Genomic DNA, 19,060 nt, shown 5'->3' on the forward strand with positions numbered 1-19,060 from the left:
TTCAGGGGCGTTTTTAGGCCCGTGGCATTGGCAGCTCAGGCAGGCCGTTGTCGTTGGCCAGTCCCTGCATCATCAACTTGATGCTGACTTCTTCCTCGCCCATGTGAGCGTTCAGCCGGCTCAGTTCCGCCAGGGTCTCCCGGCTGCGGCGCAGGCGCAGGCTGGTTTCGAAGTACTCGCGGGCCTTGCCCCAGAGCTCGTTGCGCAAACTGAGTCGACCCAGTGCCAGCAGCAGTTCGGCGTTGTTCGGCCGGTCTTTGAGCCATTGCTCGGCGATGAGAAGCTGCTCATCCGGTTTCTGTCCCTCAATCCGGCCGTACAGGTTCACCAGTTCATCGCTCCAGTGATTTCTCAGTACCTTGCGTAGCAGGGTTTCGGTCTGGGCCTCTTCGCCCAGGTTGGCCAACAGTCTGGCGTAGTCCGGATGGTGTGCTCGTCACGGCGCAGGAAACCAGGCAGCGCGTCCCACAGGCGAGTCAGCGGTTCCAGTGAGGCGTTCGGGTCTTCCTTGCGCTGCCGGCGACAATCCTCGGCGGCATCTTCCAGCAGGTTGTGCCAAACCAGGCGCTGGAGGTCGTGCAGCTCCTCGTCCGGCAGAACGTTGCGCTTGCGCAGCTCAGGCAGCAATTTCGACAGCTCGCGCCAGGCTTCCAGGCGCAGATAGGTGTTCTTCAACAGCTTGAGGACGAACGGGTGGTGCGGCGACTGTTTACGCAGGCGCACCAGGGTGGCCAGGGCCTGTTCCAGACGGTTGCCGGCTAGTTGCAACTGGGCCTGGGTGATGCCTACGGCCATGTCGGATCCGGGTGTGCTTTCAAAGGCGAGGCGTAGTAGCTCGTCCACGGCCTCGTGATCACCGGATTCGAACGAGGCCTGGGCCGCAGCCAGGTAATTGATCAGTGGGGTGTCGGCATTGTTGGCCGAGGAGGTCAGCAGCTTGCGCGCCCGGGGCCAGTTGCCCTCAGCCAGCGCCAGCAGACCCTGGGTAGTACGACGACGGGCGCGGCGTTCGTTGCCACGGGCCAGCCATCCGGCAACCACGCCAGTGCTCTGGCGGAAGCGTCGGAACAGGCCGACGCTGACCATGATCAGCGCGACCAGGGCCACCAGCAAAGCGACGCCGACCCAGAAGTTGGTTTCGATCAGGTAGTGCCCGAGGCTGATGCGGATATAGCCGAGGTCGTATTGCAGACCCATCGACAGTCCGGTCCCGATCAGCAGGGCCAGCAGGACAATCAGCAGCAGGCGAATCATGAATTATCGCCTCCGTTGCCCTCGGACTTGCCTCGGGTTCCACTTTGAGCCTCGGTCTCTTTCTGTTCACCGCCATTCAGCCGGCCTGCCAGGCGCTGCTTGAGCAAGTCCAGGGACTGGCTGATGTCCGGCAGTTCCGGATCAACATTGCGCTTGGCCAGTTCGCTCAGGGTGTCTGACAGTGCAGTGACCCGCGGGTTGCTGGCGTCGTACCAGCTGTCGATGGTGCTGCGGGCCTTGGTCAGTGCCCGCTCGTACAGCGGCTGGTTGCCGCGGAGGACCGCCATTTCCGCCTCTTCCAGCATCAGCTGCAGATTCAGGCGGGCGTAGGCGCTCTGGTCCGGAGATAGCAGCGGTTTTACCGGTTCGTCCATGCGCCGCACGACCACGACCTGCTTCAAGGTCGTCTTGGCGGTGTTCCAGGCCTGGCTCAGGGTGCCAGGTTCGAGCGCCGCATCGGCGGAGGTATCGCCATCCTTCCGAACAAAGCCAGGTGCCTGCTCGCTGATCAGGCCTGGTCGGTGAGCTGGTGAATGCTGTCGATGGCCGCTTCGAGCTTCAGGTACAGCCCCGTGCGGTCAACGCCGCTGATGCTCTTGAGCGCGAGAATTTCCCGGGCCAGTTGCTGGCGGACCGGGTACACGCCAATGTCGTCGGATTCGGTCAGCACCTCGTCGGCGGCTTCCAGTGCCGAGCGGGCGCCGCGGATATCCTTTTCAATCATCAGGCGCTGATTGGCGATCCTCAGCAAGTACTCCGCTTCGGCCAGCAGCCAGTCAGTCCGGGTGCGGTTGCCGGCTTCCAGCAATTCCCGGGCGTTGTGATCGATTTGGCGTTGCTGTCGGGCGATCAGTTCCCGTTGCGAGCTCAGGGTCTGCTCCAACGATTGCAGGCGCTGATTCTGCTCGCTGCCGCGGTCGCCGTAGCGGTCCTCAAGCTGAGCCGTGTCCTGCTGGAGATTGTCGAGTGAGGCCAGAACGGCCTGGTGGTTGTTCCACTGCTGCCAGCTCCATAAAGCGAGCGCAATGACCAGGATCAGGGCGACGATGGCAATGAGCCAGACCGGCCAGAGCCTCTGGCGCTGTGCTGGTTCCTTGGCGAGAGTGGCGGGCAGTTGATTTGTTGTCTCAGTCACGGGCGTCCTTACTTAACTGTTCCGGAGCTACCGTCCCGGCCGTTCAGTTGCTCTGCAACGGTGGCCACGATGTCGTTGTCGGCAAGGCTTCCTGGTATGCACGGAAATTCGAACCCTGCAGTGCGAGCCTGGTCGGCGACTCGATCTGCGGGAACAATCAATAACCTATCGTATAGATTATGGCCGCTCTTCGCACATAGTGCGATGAGATTGTTCAAGGTTTCGCCCGAGAGCGTGACGATGGCCTCGGGAGCAAAGTCGCCCAGCAGGTGATTAATCTGATCACTGGGGTGGTCCGGCAGGAAGCGGCGATACAGCGGCAGCACGGTCACCTGTGCGCCCCTCGCTTCCAGGGTTGCCCGAATCAGTTCGCGGCCGTCTTCGCCGCGGGCCAGCAGTACCCGCTCACCGTCAATCCGGGCCAGGGAGGGTAGGGCCAGCAGCGCCTCGCTGGTCCAGCCCTGGGCAGGTTGGCGCGGCTCAGTCCCTGCTCGGCCAGCACTGCGGCGGTGCCGGCACCGACGGCGTACCAGCGAATGCCGGTCGGAATCTGTGGCCACCAGGTGTCCACCTCGTCCAGTAGCAGGCGGGCCGCGTAGGGACTGACGGTGATGATGTGGGTGTAGTGATCGAGGCTGAGGATCAGGGTGCGACGCTCCGGTGTCTCCGGCAACGGCTCGCGCTCGATAAGGGACAGCACCCGAGGCACTGCGCCAGCTTCGCGAAAACACTGGGCAAGGCGAGAGGCTTCGGGTTCGGGCCGGCAGATCAGGATGTGCCGGCCCTGAAGATCGGGCAACTTAGCGGGGGGTGTGGCCATAAATCTCTGCTAGCACCTTATCGGCACCGAGCGCGAGCAGGTCTTCGGCCAGCTCGCGGCCCAGGCGTTCGCCTTCGCTGCGAGGTGCCCGGCCCTCAACCCGTAAGATCTGGGTGCCATCAACGGCACCGACCAGGCCTCGCAGCCAGAGTGTGTCGTTATCTTCCAGCAGGGCGTAGGCCGCAATGGGCACCTGGCAGCCACCTTCGAGCCGACGGTTGAGGGCACGCTCGGCGCTGACCCGATCCCAGGTGTCGACGTGGTTCAGCGGCTCCAGCATGGCGCGCAGCTCGTTGTCGTCGAGCCGGCATTCAATGCCGAGCGCGCCCTGGCCGACGGCTGGCAGCGAAATGGTGTCCGGCAGGCAGTAGCGGATGCGGTCGTGGAAGCCAGGCGCTTGAGGCCGGAGCTGGCCAGTACAATGGCGTCATAGTCACCGGCGTCGAGCTTGGCCAGACGGGTGTTGACGTTGCCGCGTAGTACGCGGATCTGCAGGTCCGGGCGGTAGGCGCGCAGTTGCGCCTCACGACGCAGGCTGGCGGTTCCCACCACGGCGCCATCTGGCAGGGCATCAACATTGTCGTAGTTGTTGCTCACGAAGCGTCGGTCGGGTCCTCGCGCTCACAGATGGCAACCAGGCCGAGGCCTTCCGGGAAGTGCATGGGGACATCTTTCATGGAGTGCACAGCAAGATCCGCGCGGCCATCCAACATGGCCTCTTCCAATTCCTTCACGAACAGACCCTTACCACCGATCTTGGCCAGGGGCACATCCAGGATCTTGTCGCCCTGGGTCTTGATCTTGACCAGCTCAACGGAGATGTCGTCGTTCAGCCGTTCCAGTTCCGCCTTGATGAATTCTGCCTGCCACAGTGCCAGGGCACTGCTGCGGGTTGCGATGCGAAGGGTGCGTTTGGACATGCCACTCACTGTCAGTTCGGAAAATGTACGCCAAGGTTACCTTGTGACGGCAAAAATGTCCCGCGAACGGTGTTGTGGGTTCCCGAGGTAAGATCCTAGCCCGGTTGGTGTTCCTGCAGCCACTGGCGCACGCTGCTGGCGTGTCGACGGCTGACCGGTAGTTCGCCCTGGCCATCGCGCAGCGCCACCACGCTCTGGCCATCCGGGGTGCGTCGCAGGGCCTGGATGAAACGCACGCCGACCAGGGTGTGGCGGTGAATGCGCAGCAAGTGATGGGGGTAGCTGCCTTCGAGTTCCTTCAGGGTGAAATCGCACACGGTTTCACCTGCGGCGTGGTGTAGGGTTACGTACTTCTGGTCGGCCTCGCAGTACAGGATATCGGCCAGGTCAATCAGTTCCGTGCCCCGGTAGGTGCGCACCGCGAGCTGTTCATCGTTGGCAGTGCTTTGCTCCGTTAGCGCTTGCCGCTGCACCCGGTTGACCCGGCCAACCCGCCCGAGGGCATCGGCCAGGGCTTCCTTGCGTACGGGCTTGAGCAGGTAGGCGGTGGCCTGAACGCCGAAGGCCTGGATCGCATAGTGGTCGTAAGCGGTGCAGAAGATCAGTGCTGGCGGGTTGGTGAGCTGTTCCAGCCGAGCCGCCGCCTCCATGCCATCCATGCCGGGCATCCGGATATCCAGCAGCAGGATGTCCGGCTCCAGGCTAGCCACCTGCTGCAGGGCGGCATCGCCGTCGGCGGCCTCGCCGCACACCGTGTACTCGGGGAGTGCGCTGACCAGACGGCGCAACCGCTCCCGCGCCAGCGGTTCGTCGTCGGCGATCAGGATTCTGCGGGGGCTTGAAGGGCTGCTGGGCATAGCGGGCAATCAGCTCCTCTGGTCTGTGGCTGGCTGGGAGTTCGCGCTCTGGCGCGGCAGTCTCAGGGTGACCGTGTAAATGTCGTTGTGGTGACTCTGTTTGAGCACCGCCGGAGCGCCAAAAAGCGCCTGCAGGCGCAGCCGAATGTTGGCCAAGGCCATCCGGTTGCCCTCGTGCTGGCGATCGTTCTGATCCGGTATCGGGTTCTGAACCATCAAGTATACAAAATCCCCGCGGGACTGCGCCTCGATGCGCACGGTGCCGCCGTCGGGGCGGGGTTGTATGCCGTGGTAGATGGCGTTTTCCACCAGGGGTTGCAGTGACAGGGGCGGAATAGCCTGGGCCTCAAGCCCGGTTCGATGGCCCACTCCAGGGTCAGGCGGTCGCCCAGACGCAGGGCTTCAATGGCCAGGTAACGCTGGCACAGGTCGAGCTCCTGGTTCAGGGGAATGAGTTGGTCGACAGTGCGCAGGCTGGCCCGGAACAGCTCCGACAGATCCAGCACGGCTTCTTCGGCCTGGTCCGGGTTAACCGCGATCAGGCTGGCAATGGTGTTCATGCTGTTGAACAGGAAGTGGGGCTGGATCCGGGCCTGCAGGGCGGTCAGGTGCGACAGCATCTCGCTTCCCGCTGCTGTTGCCACTGGTGCTGCAGGTAGAAATACCGCAGCACCATCAGCACGATCAGCAGGGCCAGCAGTAATTTCTTGGCGATACCCTGCCACACCGCGACCCCGGCCTGGGGGTGCAGGACGCTGTCGGCAAACAGGCTGAACGCGAACACGTCCAGCAGCACGATGGTGACAATACTGAGCGTGGCCCGGGCCACCGTCAGGCGGGCCAGCCATTGCCGCAGCAGGCAGATCAGCGCGGCACTGGTCAGGGTGGTCCACTGCACGAAGAGTGACAGCAGGCCAAAGTAGTTCCAGTCGATCCAGCCGGCCTCGGCCTGGACTATCGCCAGCACCAGCACCAGCAGTTCGCTGGTGATCAGCAGCATGAACACTGCCCGCACCCGGCACAGGTCTGGCACAAAGAATTCGCTGACGTCTACCGCTTTGTCACCGTTCAGGGGTGGCTCCTTTACATCGGCCAGAATGCTATACTCCCGCCACACTAATTTACCCAATTCCCGGCCGATGATGCCGGGCTGTCAGCAGGAAAGATAGACCATGACGGATCAGAACAAACCTGACCAGGCCACAACTTCTGAAAAACCCTGGGGCGGACGCTTCAGCGAGCCGACCGACGCCTTCGTCGAGCGCTTCACCGCATCCGTGGGCTTTGATCAGCGCCTGTATCACCATGACATCACCGGTTCCATCGCCCACGCCACCATGCTGGCCGCGGTGGGCGTGCTGACCGAGGAAGAGCGCGACACCATCATCGAAGGCCTGAAGGCGGTCAAGGAAGACATCGAAGCTGGCACCTTTGAGTGGTCCGTGAGCCTGGAAGACGTTCACATGAACATCGAGGCGCGGCTGACCGACCGCATCGGCATCACCGGCAAGAAGCTGCACACCGGTCGCAGTCGTAACGACCAGGTCGCTACCGATATCCGCCTGTACCTGCGGGACGAGATCGATGTCATCGCCGAAGAGCTGCATCGCCTGCAGCTGGGGCTGCTGGATCTGGCCGAGCGCGAGGCCGAGACCATCATGCCTGGTTTCACCCACTTGCAAACCGCCCAGCCGGTTACCTTTGGCCACCACCTGCTGGCCTGGTACGAGATGCTGGTGCGCGATGCTGAGCGTCTGCAGGATTGCCGCAAGCGGGTCAATGTCATGCCCCTGGGCGCTGCTGCCCTGGCCGGTACCACCTATCCCATCGACCGCAACATGACAGCGCAGCTGCTGGGTTTCGACCGCCCGAGCGAAAACTCGCTGGATTCGGTCAGTGACCGGGATTTTGCCATCGAATTCTGCAGCTTCTCCGCGCTGCTGATGACCCACCTGTCCCGCTTCAGTGAGGAACTGGTGCTGTGGACCTCGGCCCAATTTGATTTTGTTGATCTGCCTGACCGGTTCTGCACCGGCTCATCGATCATGCCCCAGAAGAAGAATCCGGATGTGCCGGAACTGGTGCGTGGCAAGACCGGCCGGGTTAATGGTCACCTGATCAGCCTGCTGACCCTGATGAAAAGCCAGCCGTTGGCCTACAACAAGGACAACCAGGAAGACAAAGAACCGCTGTTCGATACCGTCGACACCATCAAGGGTTGCCTGAAAGCCTACGCCGACATGATCCCGGCGATTCGTGCCAAGGCTGACAACATGCGCGTGGCGGCCAAGCGTGGCTTCTCCACCGCCACCGATTTGGCCGACTACCTGGTCAAGAAGGGCGTGGCCTTCCGCGATGCCCATGAGATTGTTGGTAAGTCGGTTGCCTTTGGCGTCGCCGAGGGTCGTGACCTGGCGGACATGACCCTGGACGAACTGAAACAGTTCTCGGACGTGATCGGTGAGGATGTATTCGACGTGCTGACCCTGGAAGCTCGGTCCAGGCCCGGGATCACCTGGGTGGCACCGCGCCGAATCAGGTGCGGGCCGCCGTCGGTCGAGCGCGCAAGCTGCTGGGCTGAGTCCAGCCAAGTAACCAGGCGCGCGGTTTAACCGCCGATGCGCCCGGTGGTCAGGTCAACCGCGGCGGGTGTCAGCTCCGTCAGCGGTTGCGGCCGGGCTAACCGGAAGCCCTGGCCGTAATGAATCCCCAGGGTTCGAACCTTCCTGAGCGTGTCGTCGTTTTCGATAAACGTCGCTACCGTCTGTTTGCCCGCCACCTCGGCAATTCTGTGCAGGGCTTCCGCCATGACCTGCTGCACCGGATCCTCGTCCAGATTTTCCATGATCCGACGATCCAGCTTGATGATGTCGACCGGCAGGTTGGCCGCCAGGCTGTAGCTTTCCACCGATGCGCCGGCTCCGTCCAGCGCCACCCGGCAGCCGAGCCGGTGCAGGGCATCGCACAATACCGTTACCTCTTCAGGGTACTGGGTGGCGTGGGCTTCGCGGATTTCCAGGCAGAAACAGTGCGCCGGGAACGGCGATTGCCGCAGCTGTGTTTCCATGAAGTCGGGAAAAGTGTCGTCCAGCACGCTGGTCAGTGACAGGTTAAAGCCACAGTATTTAATTCGTGGTTCCAGCAACGGCTGGCTGCTGAGCCAGGCCAGGGTCTCACTGATGACCCGACGGTCCAGTCGTTTGGCCAGGTCGAAGCGCTCGGCAATGGGCAGGAACTGCTCTGGCTGCAGGGGCTCCGGGTCTTCATCGTCGCCGGGTATCCGGCACAGGATCTCGATGTGATCGCCCCAGGTGACGCTGGTCACCGGACGGAGCGCCTGGTACACCAGGGTCAGGTTGTTGTCTTCCAGCGCCCGGCGAATCAAATCCAGCTGTTGATTCGCTGTGGTGTCGTCGGCCTGGCAGGACAATGCCCGGGCCGTGTGCACCCGGTTGCGCCCCGACGTTTTGGCGGTGTGGCACAGGTTGGCGGCCTGGTTAAGGAGTTGCTCGGGATCACTGGGAACATCGGTCTCCATCACCAGCAAGCCGCCGGAGGCCGTGGTTTGCAGGGTCTGGCCCTGCCATTCGAAGACAAATTCACCAATCAGCCTGAGGATATCCTCGGCAATCTTTCGGGCCCGGGGTTCCGGGCAGTTTTCGATCAGCAGGGCAAAGGTGTCGCCGGACAGTCGGGCCAGGGCATCCCGTTGCCGCACCCGGATGCCGAGGGTGCCCGCCAACTCCCGCAGGTAGCGATCACAGGTACCGCTGCCGGCCCGGTCATTGAAGTCGTCAAAGCCATCGAGGTCGAGATAGAGCAGGCTGTCGCAGGAGTCGCGGTGGGTTTTCTGTTCCAGTGTGCGTAGCACCCGGGCGGTGAAGGCGCGCCGGTTCATCAGCCCGGTAACCGGGTCATGGCGGATACGGTAGTCACTGCTGGCGCTGTGCTGGATGCGTTGGCTGATGTCCTTGGCCACCTGTACCGCGCCGGTCACTTCGCCCTGGTTGTTGGTCAATCGTTGATAGTGAAATTCGTAAACCGGCAGCTCCCGGTTTTGCTGGGCCAGGGGCATCTCCACGACGAAGGTGTCCCGGTCGAAGGCTCGCTGCCACAACCGTTCAATGAGCCGGCGTTCGTTGGGGTGCTCGGCCAGTAGTTGCCTGAGGTTGTCACCGGCGCTTGGGGACACGCCGAAGACGCTGGCAAACTGAAGTTGGAACGGGGCATTGCAATGCAGCAGGTTGAGCTCCCGGTCTACCGCCGCTACCAGGTCCGGGGTGGCCAGTGTGGTGGCTTCGAGGATCTGTTCGGCGTGCTGGCGGGCCTGATTCTGTTCCATTTCCCGGGTCAGATCCACCAGGCTGCCGCCTACCCGCCGGACTTGCTGGCCGTCTTTCAGGGCTCGGCCATAGAGACGCACCCGGCGGGACCGCTGGCGGGCTGTGAGCAGAGTCAGCTCCAGGGTGAACGGTTTACCGGTCCGGAGGCAACGGCGATACAGGGCCCGAATACGGCTCTGGCCAGTCTGGCAGTAAAATAGTGCCTGCTCCGGGGTGATGTCTGAATCAGGCCGTAGTTCTAACAGCCGGAACACGCCCTCGGTCCAGGTCATCTCGTTACTGCGGGCGTCCAGTTGCCAGAGCCCGAAGGCGGCGTTGCACTCGGCCTGCTTCAGCAGGCGCGGATCCATGTGACGGCTGTCCTGCTGATGAATGCTGGCGTTGGCGGCAGTATCCGAATCCCGCACGTCGAGGCGCAGGCTGAGGCAGGCGGTATAGAAAAAACCATCCTTGTGTCGGCAAGTCACCATCACCGTTTGTCCCCGCTCAAGCTGGTGGCGGTTAGCGGGTGCAAAGGGATCGTCCTGGCGGGAGGCGAGCATCTGGTTGGCCGGGCAGCCTTCGAGTTCGCCGGCATCGTAGCCCAATACGGATTCGGCGTGACGGTCTGCGAACAGGACCTTGCCCTCGTCATCAATGCGCACCAGGGTGCTGCGTTCGGAACCGCTGGGCTGATCGGAACGGTAGCGACGAATAACGAACTCTTTCACGACGGGTGGGCCTCGGTCTTCTTTTTCTTCGAGTCGGCGCGGTGCCCGCAACCTGCCGGCATCGCTTTTATTTTTTTGTCGGTTTTGCCACGATGCTCCATCATACTGATACTGACTTCGAAAAGAACCTCTCCCCGGGAGCTACCTTGACCGCCCATGTTGCCCCGATCGCCCTGAACTTCGACGAGGGTATTGATCGCAAAACCCTGCGTCGTTTGCGGGACCGGTTTCTTGCGGTCAATCAGCAGCGCTGGCAACGGGCCCACTCGGCGCTGACCTATCGCCAGCAGATGGTGCTGGAAATCTTGCCGCTGGTGTTTCACACCAATCATCCGGCCTTGCCCGGTTATCAGGACGCCGATTGCCCTTATGGCCTGAGCCACTATCAACCTTCACCCGCGACACTGGGCGCTGCCCGTCGTCTGGCGCGCACCTTTAGTGTGCGGGACGAGGGCAAGCGCCAAGCGGACCTGGACGCCCTGTTCCTGATGGGCAGCCCCGGTACCCTTGGTCATTCTGTAGCCAGCGATCTGGATTTGTGGTTGTGCCATCGCAGCGATTTGTCGGAGCGGGGCATCCGCTGTCTCGAGCGCAAAGCGGACCGGCTGTCCGACTGGGCTGCTTCACTCGGGGTTGAGCTGCACGTCTTCGTATTCTGTGCCGACGATTGGCGGGCCGGGCGTCAGCGAGCCGAGGTAACCGGCGAGAATTGCGGCAGTGCCCAGCATTACCTGCTGCTGGATGAGTTCTACCGCACCAGCATTCATCTGGGTGGCCGTTACCCGATGTGGTGGCTGGTGCCGGCCGATCAGGAAGACCGCTATGACGAGTGCATGCGCCAGCTGGTGGACTGCCGGTTCATTCGGGGCGATGAATTCATCGATTTTGGTCCGGTGTCGGCGATTCCCGAGGAGGAGTTTCTGGGGGCCGGGGTCTGGCAGCTGTACAAGGGCATTGATGCACCCTGGAAATCGATTCTCAAGTTATTGCTGATCGAATGCTACGCTCAGACCTCCGACCAACCCCTGCTGTCGAGCGTATTCAAACGCGCGGTGTACCTGGGGAAGACCGATGCCGACGGCCTGGATCCCTACGTTTTACTGTACAACCGGCTGGAGGCCTGGCTGTCCGCGCCTGAGGCCAGCGCCAGGCTTGATCTGGTGCGGCGGAGTCTGTACCTGAAAGCCGGGTTGCCGCTGACCCGCGCCGACCAGGCGCCAGAACACTGGCGTGCGCGCCTGCTGGCGCAATTAGTCGAGCGCTGGCAATGGCCAGGTCGGTGCTGATCGAACTGGATAACCGACAGCGCTGGCGGGCGGAAGATGTCACCCGGTTGCGCCGGGTGATTGTCGCGGAGCTTACTCACAGCTACCGGCTGTTATCGAAAATGGCCCGGGAGCACGGAACCCGCGCCGCCATCAGTGCCAACGACATCAACCTACTGGGGCGAAAGCTTTACGCGGCGTTCCAGCGCAAAGCCGGTAAGGTTGAGCAGATCAATCCGGGCCTGGCGCCAACCCTGGTGGAGGAGAACCTGGCGTTCCACCACCAATCGGAGCAGGGTGGTGATGGCAATGGCTGGCTCCTGTACCGGGATCTGGAAGACCCGGCTGACGCCTTCTGGCAGCCGGTGATTCGCCGGTCCGGCAACCTCACCGATTTGATGCTGTGGTGTTACTGCAATGGCCTGCTGTCCCGTGCCACCCGCTTGAATGTGCGTGCCGGCCACAGTGTGGCGTCGGTCAGCGAATTGCAGGAAATGCTCGATGCCCTGGCCAGTTTCCTGCCGTTCCCCGTTGAGCCAGCCAACCGGGAAGCCCTGTCTCGTGGGGTGCACCCGTTACGCCATTTGCTGCTGGTGAATGTTGCCGTTGATCCCCAAGCCCATCTGACCGAAAAAGGCCTGCACAAGCTTAGCGCCCGGCACGACTCCCTGGGCTTCAGCGGTGGCCGGGAGAACCTGGTGGTGACCATTGATCAGCCACGTTCAACAGCTGGCATGAGGTGAGCCTTCAGCACTATGCGGCCGGCGATACCCTGATCCAATGCCTGAAAAATGTGTTGGCGTCGGTGGCCGGAAATCCGGCCGATCTGCCCGGCATTCAGGTTCACAGCCATAATCGCGGCCATGGTGCCGCCGTCGCCCGGCGGGTGCAGGAGCTGTTCGGGGATGTCTTGCGAGCGTTTTTTGCCGGCGGTGTCGGGCCGCATCCATTGCGTTACGTCATCGAAATGGACCGGCGCTATTTTCTGCTCCAGTTCAGCGGCCAGGAGCCAGGTTTTGTTGCCCTCGACAGTTTTGCGAGTCTGATGGCACACCTGGCACTTCCCCAGGAGCATTATCTGCCGGTGGTGTTTGACCGCTGCGCGGTCACTGACGAGCCTGCGCTTCGGGCGGTCTGCCAGGCCAGCGAGCCGGACAGTATCCAGGTGTTCTACCACCTTCGGAGCGACCAGGCGCGTCTTTGGGTGGTGGATGAGATGGGGTCAGTAACCCGCTGGCAACAGCCTGTCAGCAATCGCCGCTATCTGCTTACGCCATTGCTGCGATTCCTGGAAAACCTGCTGGAACGCAGGCTCCTGCGCCAGGGCGATATGCCCATGGCGGGTGCCGGTATCCAATGCCTGGAAGTGGTGCAGCGGGCGGGGAATTGGCAAGCGGAACTGCGGCCGGAGCACGATGCCGGCTCGACCCTGCCAGGTTTGGAAGTGCAGGCGGTTGGGGTGCAGGAAGGTGGAGGCCGGGTCCGCTTTGACCTGTTTTGTGGTGAACATGAATTCACTGTGCAGGAATACGGCGACCAGCTGATTCCGGCAGTGGCCCACTACATCCGGTCCCTGCGCCAGAATCAGGAGAAGAACCAGGAGAACTACCCGGTGTATCTCACCGATCTGCACCTGCCCAACGATCTTGATCCCCAGGTCTACCAGCGAGATATACAGACCAGTCAGTACCTCTACTATCGATCGATGCTGGAGCAATCCCTGAACCGGGCAATGGACAGCGGGGGTTAGTGTTCTCGCCGCACGGGCCGGGTCTCAGGTATACTTCCGCCAATATAAACACAGGGGTAGCAAGCATGCGCGCGGTACACATTCTGGTCACCGGTCTGATTCTGCTGACGGCACTGGCCGGCTGCGGTCAGAAGGGCCCGCTTTACCGGGAGGCTCCGGGTGAGTCGACAGCGGAAGCGAGCACGGCTCCGGCCGAAACCGGCAGCCGGGACGTCCGCGATGATGAGGATGCCAGCGACTGACCCACCGCTCGTGGGCCCCGTTTAACGAATCAGGACAATCATGGATCACTTCAATTACCGCAACGGCGAACTTTTCGCCGAGGACGTGCCGGTCGCAACCATTGCCGAGCGCTTTGGAACCCCGGCCTACGTGTATTCCCGGGCGACCCTTGAGCGCCATTATCGGGCCTATGACGAAGCCCTTGAAGGCCGGCCGCACCTGGTGTGCTACGCGGTGAAAGCCAACAGCAACCTGGCGGTGCTGAACGTGTTGGCGCGTCTGGGCGCGGGCTTCGACATCGTGTCTGCCGGTGAGCTGGAGCGGGTGCTTCGGGCCGGTGGTGACGCCGGCAAAGTGGTGTTCTCCGGGGTTGGTAAGCAGGAGTGGGAAATGAAGCGCGCGCTCGAGGTTGGCGTGCGGTGTTTCAACGTGGAGTCAGACACTGAACTGGACCGCCTGAATGCCGTGGCCGGTGAGCTGGGCGTCAAGGCTCCGATATCCCTGCGGGTGAATCCGGATGTCGACGCCGGTACCCACCCCTATATCTCCACCGGTCTGAAAGAGAACAAGTTCGGCATCGACATTGCCGAGGCGCCCGCGGTCTATGCTCGGGCTGCAACTTTGCCCAATCTCGACATCAAGGGCGTGGATTGCCACATTGGCTCCCAGCTGACCTCGGTCTCGCCGTTTCTGGACGCCCTCGACCGGGTGCTGGCGCTGATCGATACCCTGGCCGAGCAAGGTATTACCGTGCACCACCTGGACATCGGCGGGGGGTTGGGTGTGACCTATAACCAGGAGCAACCACCACAGCCATCAGACTATGTGACGGCGCTGGCAGCCCGGCTGGGCGACCGCGAGCTGGAGCTGGTGATGGAGCCCGGGCGTCAATCGCCGCCAATGCCGGCATCCTGCTGACGCGGGTGGAATTCCTGAAGTGCACCGAGCACCGCAATTTCGGCATCATTGATGCTGCCATGAACGATCTGATTCGACCGGCTCTGTACGATGCCTGGCAGGCAATCGTGCCGGTAAAGCCTCACTCCGAGGGTGACGAGAAGCTCTGGGATCTGGTCGGCCCGGTGTGCGAGACCGGTGACTTCCTGGGCAAGGACCGATCGCTTCGGCTTCAGGCTGGTGACCTGCTGGCGGTTCGTTCCGCCGGGGCCTACGGTTTCGTGATGAGCTCCAATTACAACAGCCGCAACCGGCCACCCGAGCTGATGGTTGATGGCGATCAGGTGCACGTGGTTCGTCGCCGTGAAACGCTGGAAGACCAGCTTGCGCCAGAAAGCTGTTTGCCGGAATGAGCGGAGAGACAGAGATGAGTCAGCAGCGACGAGGCCAGGGCGCGTCCTTGCGATTTACCAAGATGCACGGTCTGGGCAACGACTTCATGGTGGTTGATGCCATCAGTCAGCCGTTTCGGCTGCGCCCGGAGGTGATCCGGGACTTGGCCGATCGCAATTTCGGCATCGGTTTCGATCAGTTGCTGGTGGTGGAGCCTCCGGGATTGCCGGATGTGGATTTCCGCTACCGGATCTTCAACGCCGACGGTTCCGAAGTGGAGCAGTGTGGAAACGGTGCCCGTTGTTTTGCCCGATTCGTCCGTGACCAGCGCTTGACCAACAAGCGGGTGATCCGGGTTCAGACCGCCAAGGGTGTGATTGAACTGCGGGTGGGCAAGGATGGCCTGGTGATGGTGAACATGGGTGTGCCGGAACTCAATCCGCCGGCTATTCCGTTTGCCGCTGATCGCCGCAAGGACGTGTACACCGTGGAAGTGGACGGCACCAGCGTGGAATTGAGTGCGGTCTCCATGGGTAATCCCCATGGCGTTCTTGTGGTCGATGATGTCGATGCCGCACCGGTGGAAACACTGGGACCACGGTTGGAAACTCATCCCCGCTTTCCGGCCCGGGCCAACATCGGTTTTTTGCAGATCATAGATCGCAGCCATGCCCGTCTACGGGTGTTTGAACGCGGTTCAGGGGAAACCCTGGCCTGCGGCAGTGGTGCCTGTGCCGCCGTCGTGGCTGGCTGCCTGCGTGGTCTGCTGGACCATCGGGTCGAGGTAGAACTGCGTGGTGGCCGCCTGGTGATCGAATGGCAGGGTGAGGGGGCCCTGTTATGATGGAAGGCCCCGCAACGAGCGTATTCGAGGGTCAACTGCGGCTGCCAGGCGACCATCAGGGGCGTCGCCGGAGAAATGGCCGATCTTCCCGATAATAATAGTCCGGACAGTCAGGAGAGCGTGATGACAGAACAAACGGCCCACCAGAAGGCCGAAGAGCTCACCCGGGAGCAGGTAGCGAATTACCTGCGTCAGAATCCGGAGTTTTTTGTGGATCAGGATGAGCTACTGCGCAGCCTGACCCTTCCCCATGACAGCGGTCGAGCCATCTCACTGGTGGAACGGCAGGTGCACCTGTTCCGGGAACAGCGCGATACGCTGCGCCGTGAACTGGTCGAATTGGTGTCGATTGCCCGCCAGAATGACCGCTTGTTCGAGAAGAGCAAGCGCCTGCTGATGCAGGTGATTGAAGCCCGCACCCTGAACGACATGGCCTCGGCCATTGATGACAGCATCCGCGGAGATTTTGGCCTCGACGCGGCGTCTGTCCTGCTGTTCACCGACGCCGACGTAGCCGGCGCGTCCCAGGGTGCATTGCACGTGGTCCGTCCGGTTGAAGCCCATGAACGCCTTGGCTCCCTGCTCGAAGGTGATCGAGCGGTTTGTGGCCAGTTCCGGGAGAGTGAGCGCGCCTTCCTGTTTCCGGACCGGGAAGAGCCTATTGCTTCGGTGGCGCTGGTACCTCTGCGCAGCGATGAGCTGGTTGGGGTATTTGCCGTGGGTAGCTGCCAGCCCGGCTATTTCGACCAGAGCATGGGTTCGCTGTTTCTGAGCTACATCAGCGATACGCTGAGCCGCCTGCTGCCTCCAATGGTGCAGCGCCACACCGCTGCGGCCCCGGTCACCGAGATCGCAACGGAGACGCGCTGAAGTGGCCGAGGCACAGGGTGTTACCGAGCTGCCGGACAGCCTGCTAGCGCCCGTGACGAATTTCATTGGTCATCTTGCCTCGGAAAAACGTCATTCCCCCCGAACCTGTGACAATTACCAGCGCGACCTGCTGCGGCTGGCTCACTGGCTCAACGCCGGTCAGCAACACCAGTGGCGAGATGTTTCCACTCACGACGTGCGTCGGTATGTGGCCACGCTCAGCCGAGACGGGCTGGGCGGTCGCAGTATTGCCCGCCACCTGTCCGCCATTCGCCGCCTTTTTCAGTACCTGTTGCGGGAACGTCTGGCCACCGACAATCCTGCCCTCGATATTCGCGCGCCCAAGAGCCCTCGGCGTTTGCCCAAAGTGGCGGACGTAGATCAGCTCAATCACCTGCTGGATGCCGATGCCGACGACCCGCTGGAAATCCGGGATCTGTGCATGTTCGAGCTGATGTATTCCTCGGGCTTGCGTTTGGCGGAACTGGTGGGGCTGAACCTGACGTCAGTGGACCTGTCCGGTGGTGAAGTCCGGGTACTGGGCAAGGGCGACAAGGAAAGGATAGTGCCAGTTGGCCGCAAGGCCCGTGCCGCCATCGAGACCTGGTTGCCGCTGAGGGCGGGCCTGGCTGCCGAATCCGAGCCGGCGCTGTTTGTCAGTCAGCGCGGCCACCGGCTCAGTCATCGCAGCGTCCAGGCCCGACTGAATCGCTGGGGCCTGGCCAAGGGTGCGGACCAAAAACTGCACCCGCACCTGCTGCGTCACTCCTTCGCCAGCCACATGCTGGAATCCAGCGGCGACCTGCGCGCGGTACAGGAGTTGCTCGGTCATGCCGACATTGCCACGACGCAGGTCTATACTCACCTTGATTTTCAACATCTGGCCCGGGTTTATGACCGGAGTCATCCCCGAGCGCACCGTCGAGGGTCTGCGGGCGAGCGCCGTGAGGATGGTCAGGCTGATGACTAGCTGACGATAGGGAAATACTGCAAGATCATGAGATTAGGGAAAGCATTACAGGAGCGTTTCATGGCATCGGATCAGTCCTGGAAGGAGAAATACCTGCAGGCGCTGGAGTCTTCAGATAGCCGCGAAGAGCAGTGGCAAACCGAGCGCAATACCCTTGAGCGGATGCTGGTGCGAACCAGTCTTGCTTCCGAGGGTCAGTCCCGGGAGCTGGATCGTCTGTTGGCGCGGGTACGCAAGGATCTTCGCAAGAAAACGGTGGATGTTGAGGCCTGGCGCGAGCTGCAGGAGCAGATCGATCGGCAGGTTGCGTTGCTGGATGAGCGCGCAGAGGAGGCAAAGGCGCAAGCATCGTCGGCGCCGACACCGGGTTCCGTCAATGGCAATGCCGGGGACGCGCCAGCGGCGGGTCTTGTTCCCGGCAATGACCGGGATCTGGCTGATAATTCTGAACGCCTGAGAATTGCCCAGCGGGTCGGAGAATTGCTGGGTCAGCTGCTGGATCAGGTGACTCTGGACTCGGTTGCCGAGGCCCGTGCCCGGGAGTTGCAGCGGGCTCTGCTGTCCAGCAACGACTGGAATGAGCTTCGGGAAGGCCTGAACCACGTGGCCGAGCTGGTGATTACGGCGGTTAATCGAAGCCGTGGCGAATTCGAAGCCTTCCTGAAACGCCTCGATGAACGGCTGGCGCTGTTGCACGAGCATTTTGACGAGCAGTCGACGGCTCAGATGGATCGCCTATCGGCGTCCGAGACCCTGGACCAGGAAATTCGCGAGGGCATGGCCCGTATCGGCGCTGATGTTCGCGATAGCGAAGATCTGAACCAGCTGAAGGCCTCTGTGAGCCAGCACCTGTCGTCCATTGGCGATGCGGTCGGTCGGTTCCGGGACAAGGAAACCGATCGCGAGAAAGTCATGTCGGATCAGTTGCGGGCGATGCAGGAAAAAATCGCCGTGATGGAGGCCCATTCCGAGCAGCTGCAATCCGAGGTTCGGCGCGAACGCGAGCGGGCCATGACCGATCTTCTGACCCAGCTGCCAAACCGGGAAGCCTGGCAGGAGCGACTGTCGTTTGAGTTCAACCGCTGGCAACGGTACCGGAGCGAGCTGACCATCGGCTTGTTAGACATTGACCTGTTCAAACGTATCAATGATGGCTATGGCCACAAGCTGGTGACCGGGTCTTGCAGTTGATTTCCCGGGAACTGAAAGCCGGCTTGCGCACCACCGACTATGTCGCCCGATATGGCGGCGAGGAGTTCGTACTCTTGTTCCCGGAGACGGGACCGGATGCGGCTCTGGTGGCGATGGAAAAGTTACGGCAGCGGATCAGCAAGTTGCCGTTTCACTTCAGCGGCGAGCCGGTAACGGTGACTTTCTCGGCGGGTTTGGCAGCGTTCAAGCGGGGTGACTCGGAAGAGGCGGTATTTGAACGCGCCGACCGGGCCCTCTATCTGGCCAAGGACGCCGGTCGGAATTGCATCAATATCGAAGGCGAAGACGCCGGTTAGTGGCGCATGCGGGCATCCAGTTCGTCGATCACTTCGGCCCAGTCGCTGTCCTCTTCCAGCCCTTCTTCCAGAAAGTGTGACTGGCTTTCAGACCAGAAGGGCGCATCCTGAAGCGCAATCTCCCCGGGCAGCGGCGAGTACTTGGTCACGAAGTCCTCAATGCTCTTTTCATCAGCCGCCAGGCCGAGTTGTTCGAAAAGGGTACTGAGCGTGTGCTTGCTGGTGTCCATGGGTTGGTTTCTCCTGATCGGCGTTTGCCAGAATGAAATCACAGTCGTTTGCAGGTATTGTTCCCTGAAATG

8 protein-coding genes and 10 pseudogenes are annotated in these 19,060 nt (G+C 61.9%); 9 read left to right on the forward strand and 9 right to left on the reverse strand.

The window, feature by feature from the left end; all coding sequences use genetic code 11:
- Positions 1-13: 13 nt before the first annotated feature.
- The 7 genes and pseudogenes from AU14_RS11055 to AU14_RS23365 all read right to left on the reverse strand — a co-directional run bounded on the left by AU14_RS11055 (position 14) and on the right by AU14_RS23365 (position 5,986).
- Positions 14-1,254 (reverse strand): annotated as a pseudogene (locus AU14_RS11055) (heme biosynthesis HemY N-terminal domain-containing protein).
- Positions 1,251-2,389: pseudogene (locus tag AU14_RS11060) on the reverse strand (uroporphyrinogen-III C-methyltransferase). The pseudogenes AU14_RS11055 and AU14_RS11060 overlap by 4 nt, the downstream one beginning before the upstream one ends.
- Positions 2,390-2,397: 8 nt before the next feature.
- A pseudogene (locus AU14_RS23865) lies at positions 2,398-3,209 on the reverse strand (uroporphyrinogen-III synthase).
- A complete protein-coding gene (locus tag AU14_RS23870; RefSeq protein ID WP_407942854.1) occupies positions 3,190-3,489 on the reverse strand; it encodes a hypothetical protein in 300 nt (99 codons plus the stop codon). The pseudogene AU14_RS23865 and the gene AU14_RS23870 overlap by 20 nt, the downstream one beginning before the upstream one ends.
- Positions 3,490-3,552: 63 nt before the next feature.
- Positions 3,553-4,129: pseudogene (gene hemC, locus AU14_RS23875) on the reverse strand (hydroxymethylbilane synthase); the annotation flags it as partial.
- A 95-nt stretch (positions 4,130-4,224) separates the two neighbouring features.
- Complete coding sequence (locus AU14_RS11075) at positions 4,225-4,986, reverse strand: LytR/AlgR family response regulator transcription factor (RefSeq protein WP_041340829.1); 762 nt, start codon at positions 4,984-4,986, stop codon at positions 4,225-4,227.
- Positions 4,987-4,995: 9 nt separating this feature from the next.
- Positions 4,996-5,986: pseudogene (locus AU14_RS23365) on the reverse strand (sensor histidine kinase).
- Between the two features lie 172 nt (positions 5,987-6,158).
- Between AU14_RS23365 and argH the strand changes: the two are divergent.
- A pseudogene (argH, locus tag AU14_RS11085) lies at positions 6,159-7,567 on the forward strand (argininosuccinate lyase).
- A 27-nt stretch (positions 7,568-7,594) separates the two neighbouring features.
- Here argH and AU14_RS11090 read toward each other — a convergent pair.
- Positions 7,595-10,039 carry an EAL domain-containing protein gene (locus AU14_RS11090; protein WP_041340832.1) on the reverse strand — a complete coding sequence of 815 codons (2,445 nt, stop codon included), beginning with the start codon at positions 10,037-10,039 and terminating at the stop codon, positions 7,595-7,597.
- Positions 10,040-10,131: 92 nt separating this feature from the next.
- On the opposite strand from AU14_RS11090, the pseudogene AU14_RS21595 reads away from it, so the two are divergent.
- The 8 genes and pseudogenes from AU14_RS21595 to AU14_RS23370 all read left to right on the forward strand — a co-directional run bounded on the left by AU14_RS21595 (position 10,132) and on the right by AU14_RS23370 (position 18,758).
- Positions 10,132-12,047 (forward strand): annotated as a pseudogene (locus AU14_RS21595) (class I adenylate cyclase).
- Positions 12,044-13,054 (forward strand): hypothetical protein, encoded by a 1,011-nt coding sequence (locus tag AU14_RS21600; RefSeq protein ID WP_236744013.1) that lies wholly within the window; start codon positions 12,044-12,046, stop codon positions 13,052-13,054. Before AU14_RS21595 ends, AU14_RS21600 begins: the two are co-directional and overlap by 4 nt.
- A 65-nt stretch (positions 13,055-13,119) precedes the next feature.
- A complete protein-coding gene (gene lptM / locus AU14_RS19090; RefSeq protein WP_094191203.1) occupies positions 13,120-13,296 on the forward strand; it encodes an LPS translocon maturation chaperone LptM in 177 nt (58 codons plus the stop codon).
- 40 nt (positions 13,297-13,336) lie between these two features.
- Positions 13,337-14,586 (forward strand): annotated as a pseudogene (gene lysA, locus AU14_RS11100) (diaminopimelate decarboxylase).
- Positions 14,587-14,600: 14 nt separating this feature from the next.
- Positions 14,601-15,505, forward strand: a pseudogene (gene dapF, locus AU14_RS11105) (diaminopimelate epimerase).
- A gap of 28 nt (positions 15,506-15,533) precedes the next feature.
- Positions 15,534-16,280, forward strand: a complete 747-nt coding sequence (locus AU14_RS11110; protein ID WP_041340834.1) for a DUF484 family protein — start codon at positions 15,534-15,536, stop codon at positions 16,278-16,280.
- A gap of 1 nt (position 16,281) precedes the next feature.
- Positions 16,282-17,250 (forward strand): tyrosine recombinase XerC, encoded by a 969-nt coding sequence (gene xerC, locus AU14_RS11115; protein WP_236744014.1) that lies wholly within the window; start codon positions 16,282-16,284, stop codon positions 17,248-17,250.
- Between the two features lie 60 nt (positions 17,251-17,310).
- Positions 17,311-18,758, forward strand: a pseudogene (locus AU14_RS23370) (diguanylate cyclase).
- On the opposite strand, the gene AU14_RS11125 reads toward AU14_RS23370, so the two are convergent.
- On the reverse strand, positions 18,755-18,988 hold the full coding sequence (locus tag AU14_RS11125) for a DUF2789 domain-containing protein (RefSeq protein WP_041340837.1): 234 nt from the start codon (positions 18,986-18,988) through the stop codon (positions 18,755-18,757). The pseudogene AU14_RS23370 and the gene AU14_RS11125 overlap by 4 nt on opposite strands.
- Positions 18,989-19,060: the final 72 nt, after the last annotated feature.

The organism is Marinobacter similis (assembly GCF_000830985.1).
In the GTDB taxonomy this organism is placed as follows: Bacteria; Pseudomonadota; Gammaproteobacteria; order Pseudomonadales; family Oleiphilaceae; genus Marinobacter; species Marinobacter similis.